The sequence below is a fragment of the Arthrobacter sp. S39 genome, assembly GCF_004320525.1.
Lineage (GTDB): Bacteria > Actinomycetota > Actinomycetes > Actinomycetales > Micrococcaceae > Arthrobacter.
This window is the reverse complement of the sequence record NZ_SIHX01000010.1, coordinates 42619-58474: the sequence shown is the minus strand read 5'-3', so window position 1 is coordinate 58474 and position 15856 is coordinate 42619. Positions and strand designations below refer to the sequence as shown.

General features: G+C 59.9%; 11 protein-coding genes. All 11 read right to left on the bottom strand.

What is annotated here, in order from left to right; genetic code table 11:
- Nucleotides 1-702 precede the first annotated feature (702 nt).
- Nucleotides 703-1446, bottom strand: a complete 744-nt coding sequence (locus tag EYS21_RS18330) for an SDR family oxidoreductase (RefSeq protein WP_131134682.1) — start codon at nucleotides 1444-1446, stop codon at nucleotides 703-705.
- Between the two features lie 28 nt (nucleotides 1447-1474).
- On the bottom strand, nucleotides 1475-2221 hold the full coding sequence (locus EYS21_RS18325; RefSeq protein WP_131134681.1) for a glucose 1-dehydrogenase: 747 nt from the start codon (nucleotides 2219-2221) through the stop codon (nucleotides 1475-1477).
- Between the two features lie 43 nt (nucleotides 2222-2264).
- A complete protein-coding gene (locus tag EYS21_RS18320) occupies nucleotides 2265-3749 on the bottom strand; it encodes an APC family permease (RefSeq protein WP_131134680.1) in 1485 nt (494 codons plus the stop codon).
- 203 nt (nucleotides 3750-3952) lie between these two features.
- A complete protein-coding gene (locus EYS21_RS18315) occupies nucleotides 3953-4618 on the bottom strand; it encodes a TetR/AcrR family transcriptional regulator (RefSeq protein WP_131134679.1) in 666 nt (221 codons plus the stop codon).
- 964 nt (nucleotides 4619-5582) lie between these two features.
- A complete protein-coding gene (locus EYS21_RS18305) occupies nucleotides 5583-8522 on the bottom strand; it encodes an FAD-binding and (Fe-S)-binding domain-containing protein (protein ID WP_242633495.1) in 2940 nt (979 codons plus the stop codon).
- A gap of 125 nt (nucleotides 8523-8647) precedes the next feature.
- Entirely contained in the window at nucleotides 8648-9616 is a 969-nt protein-coding gene (locus EYS21_RS18300) for a sugar ABC transporter substrate-binding protein (RefSeq protein ID WP_131134676.1), read from the bottom strand.
- A gap of 77 nt (nucleotides 9617-9693) precedes the next feature.
- The gene (locus EYS21_RS18295; protein WP_242633494.1) at nucleotides 9694-10692 is read right to left on the bottom strand and encodes an ABC transporter permease; all 999 of its coding nucleotides are present in this window, start codon (nucleotides 10690-10692) and stop codon (nucleotides 9694-9696) included.
- Complete coding sequence (locus EYS21_RS18290; RefSeq protein WP_165478356.1) at nucleotides 10689-11573, bottom strand: ATP-binding cassette domain-containing protein; 885 nt, start codon at nucleotides 11571-11573, stop codon at nucleotides 10689-10691. Before EYS21_RS18290 ends, EYS21_RS18295 begins: the two co-directional genes overlap by 4 nt.
- Nucleotides 11574-12207: 634 nt before the next feature.
- The gene (iolG, locus tag EYS21_RS18280) at nucleotides 12208-13215 is read right to left on the bottom strand and encodes an inositol 2-dehydrogenase (protein WP_131134674.1); all 1008 of its coding nucleotides are present in this window, start codon (nucleotides 13213-13215) and stop codon (nucleotides 12208-12210) included.
- 41 nt (nucleotides 13216-13256) lie between these two features.
- The gene (locus EYS21_RS18275) at nucleotides 13257-14720 is read right to left on the bottom strand and encodes an APC family permease (protein WP_131134673.1); all 1464 of its coding nucleotides are present in this window, start codon (nucleotides 14718-14720) and stop codon (nucleotides 13257-13259) included.
- A gap of 140 nt (nucleotides 14721-14860) precedes the next feature.
- Nucleotides 14861-15844: a D-2-hydroxyacid dehydrogenase gene (locus EYS21_RS18270; RefSeq protein WP_131134672.1), complete on the bottom strand. Its 984-nt coding sequence runs from the start codon at nucleotides 15842-15844 to the stop codon at nucleotides 14861-14863.
- Nucleotides 15845-15856: the final 12 nt, after the last annotated feature.

Genomic DNA, 15856 nt, shown 5'->3' with positions numbered 1-15856 from the left:
GGAACATCTTTGACACTGCACGTGCCTGCCGGTCTCAGCAGTGATCGGTGGCCGGGAGCGGAAATCGGTGCTTGGCGCGCTCATGCGAGCGCAAACTCCCGGGGGTAGTAGGCGTTTTCATTTAGCCCTGCCCGGTCTGGGCTGCAGCCCGGGCAGGCCTAGGACTCGATGGCCCACGCAATGCGATGCAGAGCCGTGGCGATTCGCCCTCGAAGGGATCTCCACCCTAGAGCTGATCGCGACTCTTCCTCGACGACCACCGGGGCGTCAGGTAGAGCGCTCCGAGCCTCATGAGCAATGACTGTAGCCTGTTCTTGCCGCGCCAGAAGCAGGGCAGGTGGATAGTAATTGTTCATTGTTCCCCGTATCACTACAGATGATCAGCATTGGACCACATCTAATCCTTCGAAGCCTTCTACCGAGCCAGGGTGATTTCTTAGCACGATAAGTGTCCCCAGCCGCTTGCGCTCCATCACATTATCTTCAAGCCCTGAAGACGCTGTGTGCCAGATTGGAACACAACTCCAGCGGCCGAAAGTGACTTGTGCGCTACTCAACCCTGCAAAGGGCCATTGAGAGACGCGCGCATGCCAGTGGTCATGCGACGTAATTCCTCCGGCAAAAGAAAGAATGGTGGGTGGGCCTCCACGCGCGAAATGCGGCCTGCTGGCTGGTGCAGCATGCCCCCGCCTAGAGCACGTTCTACCCAGCGGTATACGCCCCATCCACGACAACTTCGCTGCCGCTCATATATGAAGACTCGTCTGATGCAAGGAACAGCACGGCAGCGGCAATCTCCTCAGGCTGGGCCCAGCGGCCGAATGGAAGACACTCCGGCGGCAAGGATGTGCCGGGCTCCGTGCTATTGAGCAACATGGGTGTCTCCGTTTCTCCGGGACAGACAGCATTCACGCGAATGCCGTCCGCGGCCAGCTCAAGTGCCGCTGCCTTTGTCATGCCGCGGACCGCCCACTTGGAAGCCACGTACGCAAAATTGTCTTCGAAGGCCACCAGGCCGGAGGTGGAACAGATGTTCACAATCGAGCCACCTCCGGCGTATCGCATGGCTGAGATAACGCTTTGCATGCCCAGAAACGGACCAACCTGGTTCACGTCGATGACCGATCGATACGCATCCTCGCTGACATCCTCAACCCTTGTCGATCGGAAAATTCCAGCGTTATTGACCAGAACTGTCGGCGCCCCGAAATTGAACTCGCAGTGCCGGACAACCTCCGCCCAATCGGATGCGGAGGTGACACTGCGGTCGGGAAGGAAGTGGAAAGTGCCGTCGCCAAGCTCATCCACTAGCGCAGTCCCCTCCCCCTCAACAAGGTCAAAGCCCACCACCTTTGCTCCCTCCCGCACCAGGGCGCGGACGTGTTCCACGCCCATGCCGCTGGCGGCACCGCTGACGATGGCGATCTTTCCTTTGACTCGATGCAATGTTCGTCTCTTTTCTGTGTGTTGGGCGCTACTGCGCGGTGAAGGCGCCGTCGATGACGAGTTCGCTGCCGCTCATGTACGACGATTCGTCTGAGGCGAGGAAGGCGACGGCGGCGCTGATCTCCTCAGGTTGCGCCCACCTTTTGAACGGCAGGTCAGCAGCTGGCGGAAGTGCCCCCGAGGGCGTGTGGGCTATGGCGCGGATCATCGGGGTGTCCGTGTCTCCGGGACAAACAGCGTTAACTCTGATGCCGTCCCTCGCCAGTTCCAATGCTGCCGCTTTTGTCATTCCGCGCACTGCCCACTTTGATGCGACGTAGGGGAACAGATCGGCAAATGCGACGAGCGCCGCAGTGGACGCGATGTTGATGATGGATCCGCCGCCTTGGCGCAACGATGGAATCAAGGCCTGCATTCCGAGGAAGGTGCCAACCTGGTTGATATCGATAACGCGGCGGTAGTCTTCCTCGGACACCTTTTCAAGTGTTTGCAGTGGAGAGATACCTGCGTTGTTGACAAGCACATTCGGAGTGCCAAAATGTGCTTGCCCGGCCGATACCACCCTGGCCCAGTCCTCGGCGTTCCTCACGTCTCCTCGGAGGAAGATCAGGTTGTCTTTGCCAAATTCATCAACTAGTTGGGGCCCGGCGCCTTCGTTCAGGTCGAAGGAGATGACCCTCGCCCCCTCCTGGATCATCCTGCGGGTGTGGCTGACGCCCATGCCGCTGGCTCCTCCGCTGATGACAGCGATCTTGCCGGTGAGACGTTGTGTCATGGTGGTGTCCTTGTTGTTAGTCATGTCAGTGGACCGAGTCCGCTTACTGGCGGCCGATTTTTTGGTAGACAGCAGGCTTGGCTTTCTTCAACCAGCGGGAGTACGCAATGCCGCCCACCCACACCAAGGGGATGAAGAGCGTAAAGGCCAAGGAAGCTATGGGTCCGGCCCCAATTAACGCGTCGACGTTGAGGAAGCTGAGCACCAGCACGATGGCGAGGCTGCCCAAGGCCAAGGCCGGGGCAACCGTCGTCTTCCATACTCCGCGGCCCGGCACCTTGTGGTGCTGGAAGTAGACGAGTACTGCTACGGAGACCAGGACCAGAAGCGCCACGACGACGATCGCACCCAGGCCATTCAGGCGGACATAGACCGTGAAGGCGTCCGTGCCAGCGGGGTCGAATGCAGTGCCAGCGGCGATGGCTACAATTGCCGCGAATTCAAGCGCGGTGACAATGATGGAGGCTACAAACGGGGAATGATGCCGGGCGTGCGCCACTCCCAGCGTCCGCGGCAGGACGCCGTCTTTGCCGAGTGAGTACGCGTACCGGGCTACAGCATTATGCTGGGCGAGGAGGCAGGCAAACGTCGAGGAAATTACGAGGACATTGATGATGCCCGGCACCACATTGCCAACATAGGAAGCGGCGAGGTCGCCGAACATAGAGGCAACGGCGCCGCCGGCCCGGGCATCAGCCACCCCTTGCGGCCCCAGGGCAGTCAGCATTGCCCAAGCCGCAACGAGGTAGAACAGCCCAATGAGGACCACTGCAACATAGGTTGCCCTAGGAATTGTCTTGTTGGGGTCTTTGGCTTCCTCACGGTAGATTGCCGAGGACTCGAATCCTCCAAAGCACAACATCGCGAACAACAGTACAAGTCCAAAGTTGCCAGTGCTGGCGCCGTCCCATGTCAGGGCCCCCAACGGTGGACCACCGGGGCCTCCGTCGAAAAATACCCTCAGATTGAACACCAGGACGAGGACGACTTCCAGGATCAGAGCCACACCAAGTGTCTTGGCCGAGAACTCGATTTTCCGGTATGCAGCTACTCCCGCGAGCAGGGCGCCCAGCAACCCGTAGAAATACCACGGCACATCGGGCCCATGGAATGTATCCACTACAAGTGCGCGGCCATAAACGCCAAACGCGGCCCACGTGGAGAGAAGGAGGACCAAGTAACCCGACATGGCTAGGAAGGCACCACCGAGCCCGATTTCTTTGCCCAACCCGGCAGTGATGTAGGCGTAGAAAGCTCCGGGGCGCTCCACATATCTGGTGACAGCCGTATACCCCACGGAGAACAGGAGCAGGATGACTGTGGAGACTGCGAGTGCGGCAATGATCCCGTTGCCGCCGAAGGCAATCATCGAGGGCATCAGTCCCACAACTACAAGCAGCGGTGCGGCCCATGCGACGACGGAAAAGAGGATGCTTCCAACGCCAAGTTGGCCGCGAAGTTCGATTGAAGGTTCAGTGGTGGTGCGAAGGGCCGACTCATGGCGTTCGGCACTGGTGGAATGGCTCATTGTGGCTTCCCTTGTCGATTCAGGTAATCGGTGAGGTCGAGACTCCTGCAGGTACGTCTTTGGACCTTGCGATGACTGTAGGCTAACGAGCGTTAGTTAGGCAAGGGTTTTGGAAATATTTACACCCCCGCTCCGCCAGCCCGCGAATTCCGGGCACGCTAAAGCGGCGCTCCTGCATAGAGCGCGTCATCGGGGACTTCTGATTAAGCCAGGGCGGGGGTCCCGCTGCCAACTTCCAGAATGGAGCGGCTCAGTGCCACCGCGTGGTCCAGAAGGATTTCAAGGTCTGCGTCACTTCCGTTCCAGTCAGCCCAGCGTCCCGCACCGTCGAGGAGCGTAAAAATGACATGGGTGGTCTTCCTGGAGAGGCGGAAGCCCATCTCTTCGGCGGCAGCCGCATACATATCCTCATGCAGCCTCACCCAGGAGGCCACTTCCTGGCGCACCTCGTCGCTAAGGAACCGGGCTACCCGATCAGTTGCGACCAGGAGGTCCCAGAGATCCGCCTCGGGCCGCTGCAACTGCTGGGCGAGATGGAAGCGAACAAGCGCCGCCCAATACTCCTCCGGCGTGGTGGTGGCTTCGGCAGCGTCAAGGAGCTCACGGGCGAATCTGTGGGTGAACCAACTGAGCGACTCGGCAACAATTTCGTCCTTGCCTCGGGGAAAGCTTGAGTACAGGCTGGGTGCCTTCATATCGAGCTCGCGGCCCAATGTCCTCATAGTCACTGAACCAAAGCCCCTGGCGGTAGCCAGACTTAGGAACGCCACGAGGATCCGCTGCCGGGCGGGCGTCTGGGCTGACCAATCGCGGCTAGACAGGAAATCTCTGACAGCAGTATTTGCCTGCTCGCGCGGCGAATGGTTCATGTCATCCTCACAACGTTGATCGGTCACCTCCATTGTAACTAACGATCGTTAGGCTGCACTTCCCCAATCGTAGCCACGTGGCATCCCCAATCCGGATTTCAGTCTGGTCCTTTAGGAAGCCGTCACTGACCCTGACCGCCACAGCCTCGTCATGTAGCTCCAGTAGATAGCTACGGGCCCAGCGGTGAAAACGTGACGGAACCCTCCGGCGTTGCCGGACTGGGCCTGCCGGCGTGCTCGTTGTGGTGCCGGTCGGCGGCCTAGGGAACCTCCACAAGGGCAGGGGCGCCCGGTCGCGGCGAACGCCCTGGCAGTGTGCTTTACAATTGGCCAGGCGCACTGGAAGGACGGCGGTCCACGACTGCCCAGCTCTGTCTCCTGTGCTGAGCCGGGAAAGCGGGCCGCAGTGGTTGAACACGTTGCCAGGAGCAGACCCTACGGACCGCGGCTTGCGGCGGGTTAGATGCCCGGCATCGGCCACGGCCACACATCGCTGATGTCGCGTCCTTCTGCCATGTCCTGCCGGAGACGATGAACGATCCGGCGGGATCGCTTTGATTGATGGTCGCTGCGCTCATCTGCGTCCGTCTCGCCGCAGTGTGCCGCGGATCGCAGCCACTCAGCGTGCCGTCCTTGTGCGAGCTTCCTGTTCATCATCGGGATCAACCCTAAAAACTAGTTGTGCCTATTGGTCCCTTCCAGAATCCGCCTTCAGTAGTTGTGCCGATCGTGTCAGTTTGAGACACAACTGCTGATGGGCACGGGCTCATCGTGAGCTGATGCTCGTGACAAAGATGAAGAACCCGGCCGCTGCGATCAAAAAAGCTGCTGCACCCGATGGTATAAAAAGGATGCCCCACATGTTGGCCATGTTTCGCAGTGGACGGGCGGGCTTGCCCACATGTGGGCCAACCAAGCCCACCCCGGCCGCCACCAAAATGAGGAAAATTCCGAAGTATTCCACCTACCGTTCCCCGCTGGCATTCTCAGGGTCCAGCGCCACGGCGAGGTGCTTGCTCGAGCGCCCGGGGTCTATCTGCGAGACCTGCATGGCGCAACTGAAACCATCGGTGAGAACAAGGGCGTTAGAGTCGCCTTTCGCCAGGGCGGCGATGACGGAGTGCTCGGCGACTTTCATGGACATATCGAAGTGCTCGGCCTCAAAGCCGAAATTGCCGGCGACGCCGCAGCAAGAGGATGATTCCACGAGGTTCGGAACTCCCCAGGCTTCCAGGACGCGTTTCTGGGCACCTGAACCGAACACAGCATGCTCATGGCAATGGGTTTGCAGCACGGCTGTTACTGGCGGCATCGCCGTCGGCTTCCAGCCACGGTTGATGGCTTCATCTATAGCCACAGAGAATGACCGCACCCTTGCCGCGACCCTCGCAGCGGCGGCACCGCCGACCAGTTTTGGACCTTCGTCCCGGATGGTCGCCGCGCAACTGGGTTCGAGGACGACGATATCCCGGTCCGTGCCGTCGTCGAGCTTGCTGATCAACCGGAATAGCCTGCGTCGAGCCCCATCACGTTGCCCGGTGGAGATCCAGGTCAGGCCGCAGCAAGCGTCCGGAGTGCACCCCACGGATCTGTCGGAGTCGCGGAGCACCCTGGCCGCCGCCGGGACAACCTCGGGTCGGAATGCGCGCGTAAAACTGTCGATGAACAGAAGCACGTCGGCGTTGTCCGCGAATCCGGCTTCCCGCACCCGCTTGCGGATCCTGCCGTTCGCCGCAAAAGCCGGCAGCCGCCGTCGGGCGCTGATGCCCAACCATTCCCCCACAAGCCTGAAGGGACGGAAAGCTGTGCCCACATTGGCCAGAGGTGCCACGCGTGTCAGCAACGGAAGCCACCGGGGCAGCCAGCCAATGGAGTAATGCGTGAACGGTCGAATTCGCCCGCGGTAGTGCTCGTCGACCAGTTGCGACTTGGCCTCAGCTATGTCCACGCCGGTGGGACAGTCAGCGGAACAGGCTTTGCACGATAGGCAGAGGTCCAGTGCCTCCCGGACTTCCGGGCTTGACCAGCCATCCTTGCTGCTGCCTTTGGTCCGGGTTAGTTCCTGCAACACTCGGGCCCGGCCGCGGGTCGAATCCTTTTCATCTTTGGTGGCCCGATAACTGGGGCACATGAAGCCGCCAGTGGCGGACCGGCATCGTCCTACACCAATGCAGGCGTGGGTATTCCCGACGAACGGACTCGCCACCGGGAGCAGCTCACGGTTCCCGGAGGAAGGCACGACGGCGCCAGCCGAGGCTGCGGTCAGCTCACCGTGGGTGTGGCCAGATTCAACGACGCCTTCCAAAGCCAGCGAAGCAGAGAAGGGTTCCGGATCCACAATTATCCCGGGGTTGAGGATCCCCGCCGGATCCCAGAGGCGCTTGAAGGCTCCGAAAATGCCTATCATCTCCTGGGAGTACATCACCTCAAGTAGTTCGCTACGCGCGCGACCGTCACCGTGTTCCCCGGACAACGAGCCACCATGGGCCACCACCAGCTTGGCAGCTTCACGGGTGAAGTCACCGAACACCTGGCGTCCGAAGTCACTGCGGAGATCGTAATCCAACCGCATATGGACGCACCCTGCACCAAAGTGGCCGTACATCAGGGCCGTGTAGCCGTACCTTTCCACCAGTGCGAGCAGGTCCGCCAAGTAGTCGGCAAGCCGCTCCGGTGCAACCGCAGAATCTTCCCATCCAGGCCACGTTTGCACCCCATCGATCCGCCGCGAGGAGAGCCCCGCACCATCTTCGCGCACCCTCCACAGGGCGGCCCGTTCCAAGGGTTCCGTAACGATCGAATAGTCAACAACACGGCCGTCGGCGCTGAGCTTCTCAACCAGGTCCTCACAAGATGCGGCCGCGTGCTGAAGGGTGTCATCCGAAAACTCGACCATAAGAAAAGCCTTGCCCTCCGGCAATGACTCCACACTGGCCACTCCCCGGCGGTGCCGCATAATGTCCACGATCGATACGTCCAGGCCCTCGATGGCGCTCGGCTTTGCGGACAGGATGGTCATCACATCCCGCGCGGAATCAATAGTGTTCGCGTAGCCAAGGCACAGCAGCGCGGTGGTCACGGGCTTCTGGACGAGACCCACCTTGGCCCGCACAACAACGGCGCACGTACCTTCGCTGCCGGCCAACGCGCTAGCCACGTCAAAGCCGTGCTCCGGCAGCAGGTGGCCCAGATGATACCCGGAGACCTGCCGGGGAATGTTCTGCAGCTCGACACGGAGGGACGCTAGATGTCCTCCCGCCAGCGCTTTCAGGCCTTCCAGCAGTTCCTGCGCCCGGGCAACGGAATGGGCGTCGTTTTCATCAACGGCACAGAGGAAATCCCGCCCTGCCTTTAGGTAGGCGCCGTCGGCCGTAACCAGCTCCAACTCCTGCACATGATGAGTCATGCGCCCATAAGCCACTGAGTGGTTTCCGCAGGCGTCATTACCGATCGAGCCCCCCACCGTGGCGCGTGTCAGGGAAGAAGGGTCGGGGGCAAATGTCAGTTTGCCTTTGGTGGCCTTCTCAACCTGCGCGCGCAGCTCGCCGAGCACAACCCCCGCGTCGGCCCACACCGTCGCCTGGCCGGCATCGAGGGTTCCCACAGAGGTCAGGCGGCGGGAAAGGTCGATCACCACACCGTCGCCCACGGCGTTCCCCGCCATCGACGTTCCCCCGCCGCGTGCGGTGATCGGTACCCCTGTATCCGAGCATGCCCGCAAGACTGTCCGCACGTCGTCGACGTTTTTTGGGAAGGCGACGGCGGCAGGCCGTACCCGGTAGTTCGATGCATCATAGGAGTACTCAGAGCGCCTCCGCGGAGAGTCGTCCACGTCGATGCCGTGATCCCTCAACCTGGCGAGCAACTGCCTCAGTTTCGTGTCACTGTCGTCATCGTGGGGCATGGTCGAGTTCTCCATTCGTAGGGGTCCGCAGGAAGTGTAGGCAGGTGCGGTGCACGCGGGGGTGTGCCAAAACAGAACGGGCACAGCGGACGAATCCGCTGTGCCCGTTGGATTGATGGAACGGCCTACTTCAAGAACTCAGAAAGGTTGTCCTTGGTGATGAGTGTGAACGGTAGCGTGTACCGGTTCTCCACGTTTCCGCCCTTGAGGAAGTCGGTGACCACCTCAACCGCCTTGGCGCCCTGCCCTGCAGAGTCCTGGCGGACCGTTGCCGACATTGTCCCTGCCTTGATGTCCTGCAGAGCCGGTTCCGTACCGTCGACGCCGACTACCGCCTTGAACTCGGCAGTGCGGCCAGCGTCAGCAATGGCAGAGGCTGCGCCAATGGCCATCTCGTCGTTGTTGGCCACCACGGCATCGATCTGGCCGGCGCCAAAGCGCTGAAGAGTGTCCTCCATGTTGCGCTTGGCGTCGTCACGGCTGCCCTTGGCCTGGAATTCCGCCACCACCTTGAAGTTCTTGTTGATCTTGCTGTCGAACCCATTCTTGCGGCGATCCGTCCAGGAGGCTCCGTAGATGCCGGCGGCGAACACAATGTTGCCGCCTTCCGGAAGCGCCTTGTTCAAGTACTCGGCCTGCATTTCGCCGGCCACGGTGTCATCTACACCGATGTAGCTCTTGTATCCAACGTCCGCACCCTCTGCGAACTCAGTGGACAGGATGAACAGCGGGACGTTGGCGGCGATGACCCGTTTTGCCGCGTTCTGGCTGGCCTCGCCGTCCAAAGGCTGCATGATTACGGCGTCCACTTGGCGGGTCAGTAGATCCTCAACCTGGTTGAGTTCACTGCCCACATCCTTTTTGGAGTCGGTGATGTTGAGCTTGACGCCCTTTTCATCTGCAGTCTTCTTCATAGCGTCGGTCATATGGGCCAGGTCCGGGTCTTGCAGGTCAAGGACCACAACGCCGATGTTGTAGGACTTGCCTGCTGCCTCGCTACTGCTTGCACTGCCGTTGCCGCCACACCCGGTGAGGGTCAAGGCACCTGCGGCCAGCATGGCGACCGCCGCAGCGATCTTTGGTCGCATTCCCATGGTTGTTCCTTTCGATGGATTCCTGTGCTTCAGGAAACTTTGTTTGTTTGTTTGTTTGTTGACGCTGGGCCCAGGGGTCAGTCCGACTTCCAGCGATTCAGCAGCACGGCGAGCACAAGGATGATGCCTTGGACGCCTTGCTGGTAGTAGGAGGAGACACCGAGCAGGTTCATGCCGTTCATCACAACGCCTAGGAGAAGGACTCCGATGACGGTTCCGCGGATGGTGCCAACACCGCCGAAGAGACTCGTGCCTCCAATAACGACGGCGGCAATCACCTGGAGTTCGTAGCCGGTGCCAGCTACCGGTGCCGCACCGTCGAGACGGGCAGTCAGGACGAGGCCACCGAGCGCGGCAGTGACGCCACCGATCAAGTAGACGGCGAACAGCACGCGTCCTGTCGAGATGCCCACCTTTTTGGCAGATTCTTCATTGCCACCGACGGCATAGACGTGGGAACCGAATTTGGTTCGGCTGAGCACAAACTCGCAGATGATGGCGGCAATCAAGAAGATGATGACCGGCACCGGAACCGGGCCGATGAAGCCCGAACCCAGCCATTCAGCAGGTCCGCTAAGCCCGGAAACAACCTGCCCATTTGTCATTACCAGGACTGCAGTGCGGGCGATGGCCATAGTTGCAAGCGTTGCCAGGAACGGCAGGATAGCTCCCCAGACAACTAACGCTGCGCTGAGGAATCCAACCAGCAGGCCTACTCCCAAGCCGACGATCAGGGGCAACCAAAAAGCGCCTCCACTGGCCGGGGCCAGCAATGCGAAGGTCATGCCCGCCAAGCCAACTATCGAGCCCACTGAAAGGTCGATGCCGGCTGTGATCATGATGAAGGTCATTCCGAGGGCGATAAGTCCTATGATGGACGACTGCCGTACAACGTTCACGATGTTGTTCAGGGTCAGAAAGTTCGGTGCCGCAGCAGCCAGGACCAGAAGGATAACGACGAAGAGGACGATGATCCCGTAGTCGCCGATGAAGCGCTTGATTTTTGTGGCCGCAGTTCCGTCCTTCAGATCGGCAGGCCCGAGCTTGGTCTTGATGTTGTCCATTGTGAGGCTCATGAGCCGTTCCCGCCCTTGCTGCCGCGCGCGGCCACCGCATCGACCACGTCCATGGATGATGTGCTGCCGATCTTGCGACGTTCTTCCGGAATGCCGCTCCCGTTGTCGACGTAGTCGTCCAAGGTGCCGTGTGAAATAAGGTGCGCCACTTGCGCTTCGGATACGTCCCCTACACGGAAACGCCCCACAACCTGGCCCTGACGCATGACGGCGAAGCGGTCTGCCACGGCAAAGGCCTCATCCAGCCTGTGGGTAATGATGATGACCGCAATGCCCAGGTCTTTGAGTCGCTGTGTCACTTCGATGAGCTTGTCGACCTTTGCGACGGATAGGTTGGCCGTGGGCTCATCCATGATGATCAGGCGTGCATCGAAAGCGAGTGCCCGGCCAATGGCGACTGCCTGGCGCTGCCCGCCGGAAAGGCGCTTGACCTTTAGCCGCGGATTGATGGGAATGTCCAGCCTTTCAAGCACGCGCTTGGTTTCGGCTTCCATCTTTTTCCTGTCGATGATTTTCAACAGCGGCCCCAAAATGTTCTTCTGCGGTTCACGGCCGAGAAAGATGTTTGACCGGACGTCAAGATTGTCGGCAAGGGCGAAGTCCTGATAGACCATCTCGACTCCCTGGTCCCGGGAAGCTGACGGTGTTGGGAACTCGGTCCGCTGACCGTCAAGCTCGATAAATCCGCGGTCCGGTTGGTAGACGCCAGTAAGTACCTTCATGAGCGTCGATTTGCCGGCTGCGTTGTCGCCCAGCAAGGCGAACGTTTCGCCAGGCTGCACATCGATGCTCACGCCGCGCAACGCGGAGACTGCACCGAACGTCTTATGTATGTCATGTAGTGCGACCAGTGGAGGGGTCGCCGGTGGTGCATCGGTCATTTCATCCTCGATTGATAGGGCAAATGCAAACGAACCGGTGAATCACGTTCAGCGAGGGTCAATCAGACTTCGATGATTGATTTGTGCAGAATCTGGCTTTCCAAATAGGCCATATCCGCGTGACGCTCGCCACACTGTTTCACTTACTTGAACTTTGACGGATTCGGGATGGGGGCATGTGTGCCAGTTTGGAACACGGCGAATGGATCGTTTCAAATCACCATTGGCATTTGGCCGATATTGAACTGAAAATACATATAAGGCCCTGGGCCTATCTCCACACAGTCAGGCTGTAACCGTCGGCCCTGTGGAATAGGCGACGCTCACCTACCCGAACAACCCACACGATGTCACCGTCGGGAGTCTTGTCGTCCACGTATCCGTCGTGCGGTGGCCAGCCCGGTTTTTGCAGGCGGACTGCGTCCCCTTTTTCGGCCATCTCCCAAAAGGCAGCCGGTGGCGTCCAATCTGGCTGCATATCTTCCTTTGGCCCATCAACTACCCCCATGCCGGTCTACCGCGCCTCTCGTCTTGGTTGGTTTTCTTCCCAATGAATGAAGAAAAAGGCCTGCTCTGGGCCGCAGATGCTGTTGCGAGACATCAGCGGCCCAGGCAGGCGGCCTAATTGGCCCGGCTAGGCCAGATCCACTGCTACCGCAATGCCCTTCCGGGCAGATTTCTCAGCCGCGTCAGCAAGGATCAGGGCTGCGCGGCCGTCCTCGAATCCTGGGCTCCTCGAAGGCAGGCCCCGGACCGCGCGGAGGAATTCTGCTACTTCCAAGCGGTAAGCCTCTGCATAGCGTTCCAGGAAGAAGTTTTGGTAAGGCCCGATCGATTCGACGGACCTGGCCCCCCAGTGGCGCACCAGGCTGTCGTTCTTGTTGCCTACCTGGAGCAAACCGGTTGAACCGAACGCCTCGATGCGCTGATCGTAGCCATATGCCGAGTGACGCGAGTTCAGGATCGTTATGAGTTCATCCTTGGAGCCCCGCAACGTGACCACAGTTGAATCGAAGTCATTAGCCTGACGGATATTATCGCTGAACACATTTGCACCGTGGGCTGAAACCTCAACAATTTCCGGGATGAAGTACCGAGCCATATCAAGGTCGTGGATGGTCATGTCCCGGAAGATCCCGCCGGATTGCGTAAGGTAGGCTGCCGGCGGCTCCCCCGGGTCCCGACTTGTGATCACCAGTTGCTCCAACGCTCCTATCTCCTCGGCAGCCACGCGTCGTTTCAGCTCCACGAAGTGCCTGTCAAAGCGCTTGTTGAAACCCAAGGCAACTGGCACGTCGGAAGCTGCGGCCTTCTCACGGAGAGCGTCCACACGGGTAATGTCCAGGTCAATCGGTTTCTCGCAAAGCACTGGCACATTGGCGTCGATCGCCTTCTCTACGAGGCCCAGATGGGTCGCAGTGGGTGAGGCAACGATGACAGCATCGATTTCGCCCGAGTCGAAGACTTCGTCGGGATCGTCGGTCACTCGACCTCCGAATTCTGCAGCCGTTTGTTTTGCGCCTTCGATGAATGGATCACATACCCAGGACAGCGTTGCCTCGTCCAAGGTAGCCAAACTCATAGCATGTACCTGGCCGATTCTTCCGGTCCCGAACAGGCCAACCCTGATCTGTTGCATCATTGCAGATCTCCAGATGTTGAAGTTGAAGTAAGAGTGTTTTTCTAGTCGATCTTTTGCCGGCCCAGGCGTGCATAGACATCGGGACGCCGTGATCGCAGGACGTACGCATAGGCAATGCCGCCGAAGAACAGGGCGAAAGTGAAGGTCATAAAAATTGCCGTCATGACTGCAGAACCGCCGATGAGTTCCGGATAATTAGTGATCGCCAAATAGGTGATCAGACCCAGGAAGACCACGCTGACGATTGGAGCGACGATGGTCTTCCAGACGGACTCCGGAGCGAAGCTGCGGCGGCGGACAAAGTAAACAAGAACAGCAAAGCTCGTGATAAACATTAAGAGGAGCACCGCGAAGGTTCCACTGCCGCTGGCTATGGGGTACAGGAGCTCGGGAGCGACACCCACCACACTGAAGACCACTGTGGCCAGGGCCCACAGGAGGCCGACTGCCAATGCCGAGACATAGGGCGACTTGTGGCGGGGGTGGACCCTGCCAAGTATGGTGGGCAGGGCCCCGTCGGCCGCAAGGGAGAAGCTGTACCGGGCGGCGATGTTCTGGATCGAAAGCATTGAAGCCAGGATCGAGGTGATGAGAAGGACCACTGCGATGTCCGCAAAGATCTTGCCCACCAGGACCGTGGCGCCGTCGTTGAAGAGGTTCACCGTGTTGGCGGCAGCTTCGCCCTGAACCTTGTCTGCCCCTAAGAACGCGGTGTAGGCCCAGGCCGCCACGGCGTAGAACAACCCGATTCCCACTACCGCGATGTAGGTGGCCCGGGGAATGGTGCGGTCCGGATTCTTGACTTCATCCCGGTAGATGACTGTCGCTTCGAATCCAAAGAAGTTTCCGACGGCGAACAGCAGTGCCAGCCCCAACCCGGCATCCGTGATCCACGGCATGGAGAAGCCGATGCCCTGAACAACCGCTCCGGATCCTGCGGCGAATGCGGCGACATCGAAAATGATCACTACTGCAGATTCCAGCAGCATGACGACCGTGAGGACCTTGGCCGAGAGATCAATGCGGTGGTAGGCAAGGAGCGTGGTGACGGCGATGATGCCAAGCCCGTACCAATACCAGGGGATGTCGGGGCCGTTCAACGTGTTCACCACGAAGCTTTGGAGAGTCAAAGCAAAAAGCGAGGGTGCAAAGAACCCAATGAAAACGTATCCGAAGAGGGCCAGCAGCGCACCTCCAAGGCCTGCGGGCTTACCCAAGCCGGCAGTGACAAACGAGTAGAAACCACCCGGAGCGTCAACGCTGCGGCTCATTTTCACGAAGCCAACAGAGAATATCAACAGCATGAGGGTCACCAGGAGGTAGATGCCCGGTGCCGTGTGACCGCTGAAAAGCAGCATCACAGGCAAGGTGCCTGCAACTGTTGTCAGCGGAGAGGAAAAGGCGAGCACGTTCATCACGAGCTCGCCCACGCCCATATTGCCGCTGAGCTTGTGTTCCTGGGCCTGGGTCGGCGTTTTCGTCGTACCTCTTATTGTGCTTGACATGTAGATCCTCATTACGAAATTTTGAGTGCTGAATCACACTATCGACGAGGATCGTGGGAGTACTGTACCAGCTTGGGACACGGGATCCCATGGGGCATTCCGGCGTGTTTCCAGAACCCGAAATACCCCATGGAATGGCTTCAGGGGGCTTCAGACGCCAAGGCAGGAGTAGCCGGACCAAGCTTCTTCAGGTCCACCACGTCCTGCAGCGGCTCATGGGCCTTCCACAGCCTGAGATTCCGGGCGAAGCAATCCACTACTCTTCCGCGCCAGCCGATCAAGTCTCCGGAGGCATGCGGGGAGACAAGGATGTTCTGACGGCTCCACAGCGGATTCCCGGCATCCAAGGGCTCATGTTCAAACACATCCAGTGCCGCCCCGCCCAGATGTCCGGCGTCAATGGAGTCAAGGAGGTCCTGCTCCACCACCACCGCCCCGCGTCCGACGTTGACCAGACGCGCCCCGGGCCGCATTTTGCGGAACCGCGACGAGTTGAACAGGCCACGGGTTTCTTCTGTGAGCGGCAATGTCAGCACGACATCATCGGCTTGGCCCAGGAGCCGGTCAAGCTCATCAAAGCCCGAGATGGAACCCAGCTGCGGATCATTCCTGGCAGACCGGCCCACGATGTTAACGTCCATACCTGCAGCGCGCAGCAGAAGGACGGTTTCGCGGCCCACGGGACCTGGCCCCACTACCAGGACTCTCCGTCCCAGCAGCGGCTCGGTTTCGCGGTGTTGCCAGGTGCGGGCCTGCTGCAGCTCGATGGTGCGGCGCAGGTCTTTGGTGAACATCAGCAGGACGCCCAGGACCCACTCTGCGATCGGCCGCTCGCATACGCCGCGGGAGTTGCTCACAATAATGTCGCTGTTGATGATTTCATCGGTCATCAGGCTGTCAACGCCGATGCTTGAGGTGTGGATCCAGCGCAGCTCCCCTGGCCCGACCTCGCGCAGGAGCTTGGTCCTGAAGTCGTTCAGGAACAGGATCTCCGCACCGGGCTGGGCAGCCTGGAACTCGTCCGCGGTGCGCACCACGACGACATCTGCGTCGGCTTCCAACCGCTCAACAGGAGGTCGCGGGCGGCCCTCCTGGACAATCGCTATCACTTTTGGTCGTGACATACCTTCCCCTTC

What these genes read in the sequence shown, in the direction of transcription:
- EYS21_RS18325 (WP_131134681.1), bottom strand. Translation starts at nt 2,221, where the DNA reads ATGACACAACGTCTCACCGGCAAGATCGCTGTCATCAGCGGAGGAGCC.
- EYS21_RS18320 (WP_131134680.1), bottom strand. Translation starts at nt 3,749, where the DNA reads ATGAGCCATTCCACCAGTGCCGAACGCCATGAGTCGGCCCTTCGCACC.
- EYS21_RS18315 (WP_131134679.1), bottom strand. Translation starts at nt 4,618, where the DNA reads ATGAACCATTCGCCGCGCGAGCAGGCAAATACTGCTGTCAGAGATTTC.
- EYS21_RS18305 (WP_242633495.1), bottom strand. Translation starts at nt 8,522, where the DNA reads ATGCCCCACGATGACGACAGTGACACGAAACTGAGGCAGTTGCTCGCC.
- EYS21_RS18300 (WP_131134676.1), bottom strand. Translation starts at nt 9,616, where the DNA reads ATGGGAATGCGACCAAAGATCGCTGCGGCGGTCGCCATGCTGGCCGCA.
- EYS21_RS18295 (WP_242633494.1), bottom strand. Translation starts at nt 10,692, where the DNA reads ATGAGCCTCACAATGGACAACATCAAGACCAAGCTCGGGCCTGCCGAT.
- EYS21_RS18290 (WP_165478356.1), bottom strand. Translation starts at nt 11,573, where the DNA reads ATGACCGATGCACCACCGGCGACCCCTCCACTGGTCGCACTACATGAC.
- iolG (WP_131134674.1), bottom strand. Translation starts at nt 13,215, where the DNA reads ATGATGCAACAGATCAGGGTTGGCCTGTTCGGGACCGGAAGAATCGGC.
- EYS21_RS18275 (WP_131134673.1), bottom strand. Translation starts at nt 14,720, where the DNA reads ATGTCAAGCACAATAAGAGGTACGACGAAAACGCCGACCCAGGCCCAG.
- EYS21_RS18270 (WP_131134672.1), bottom strand. Translation starts at nt 15,844, where the DNA reads ATGTCACGACCAAAAGTGATAGCGATTGTCCAGGAGGGCCGCCCGCGA.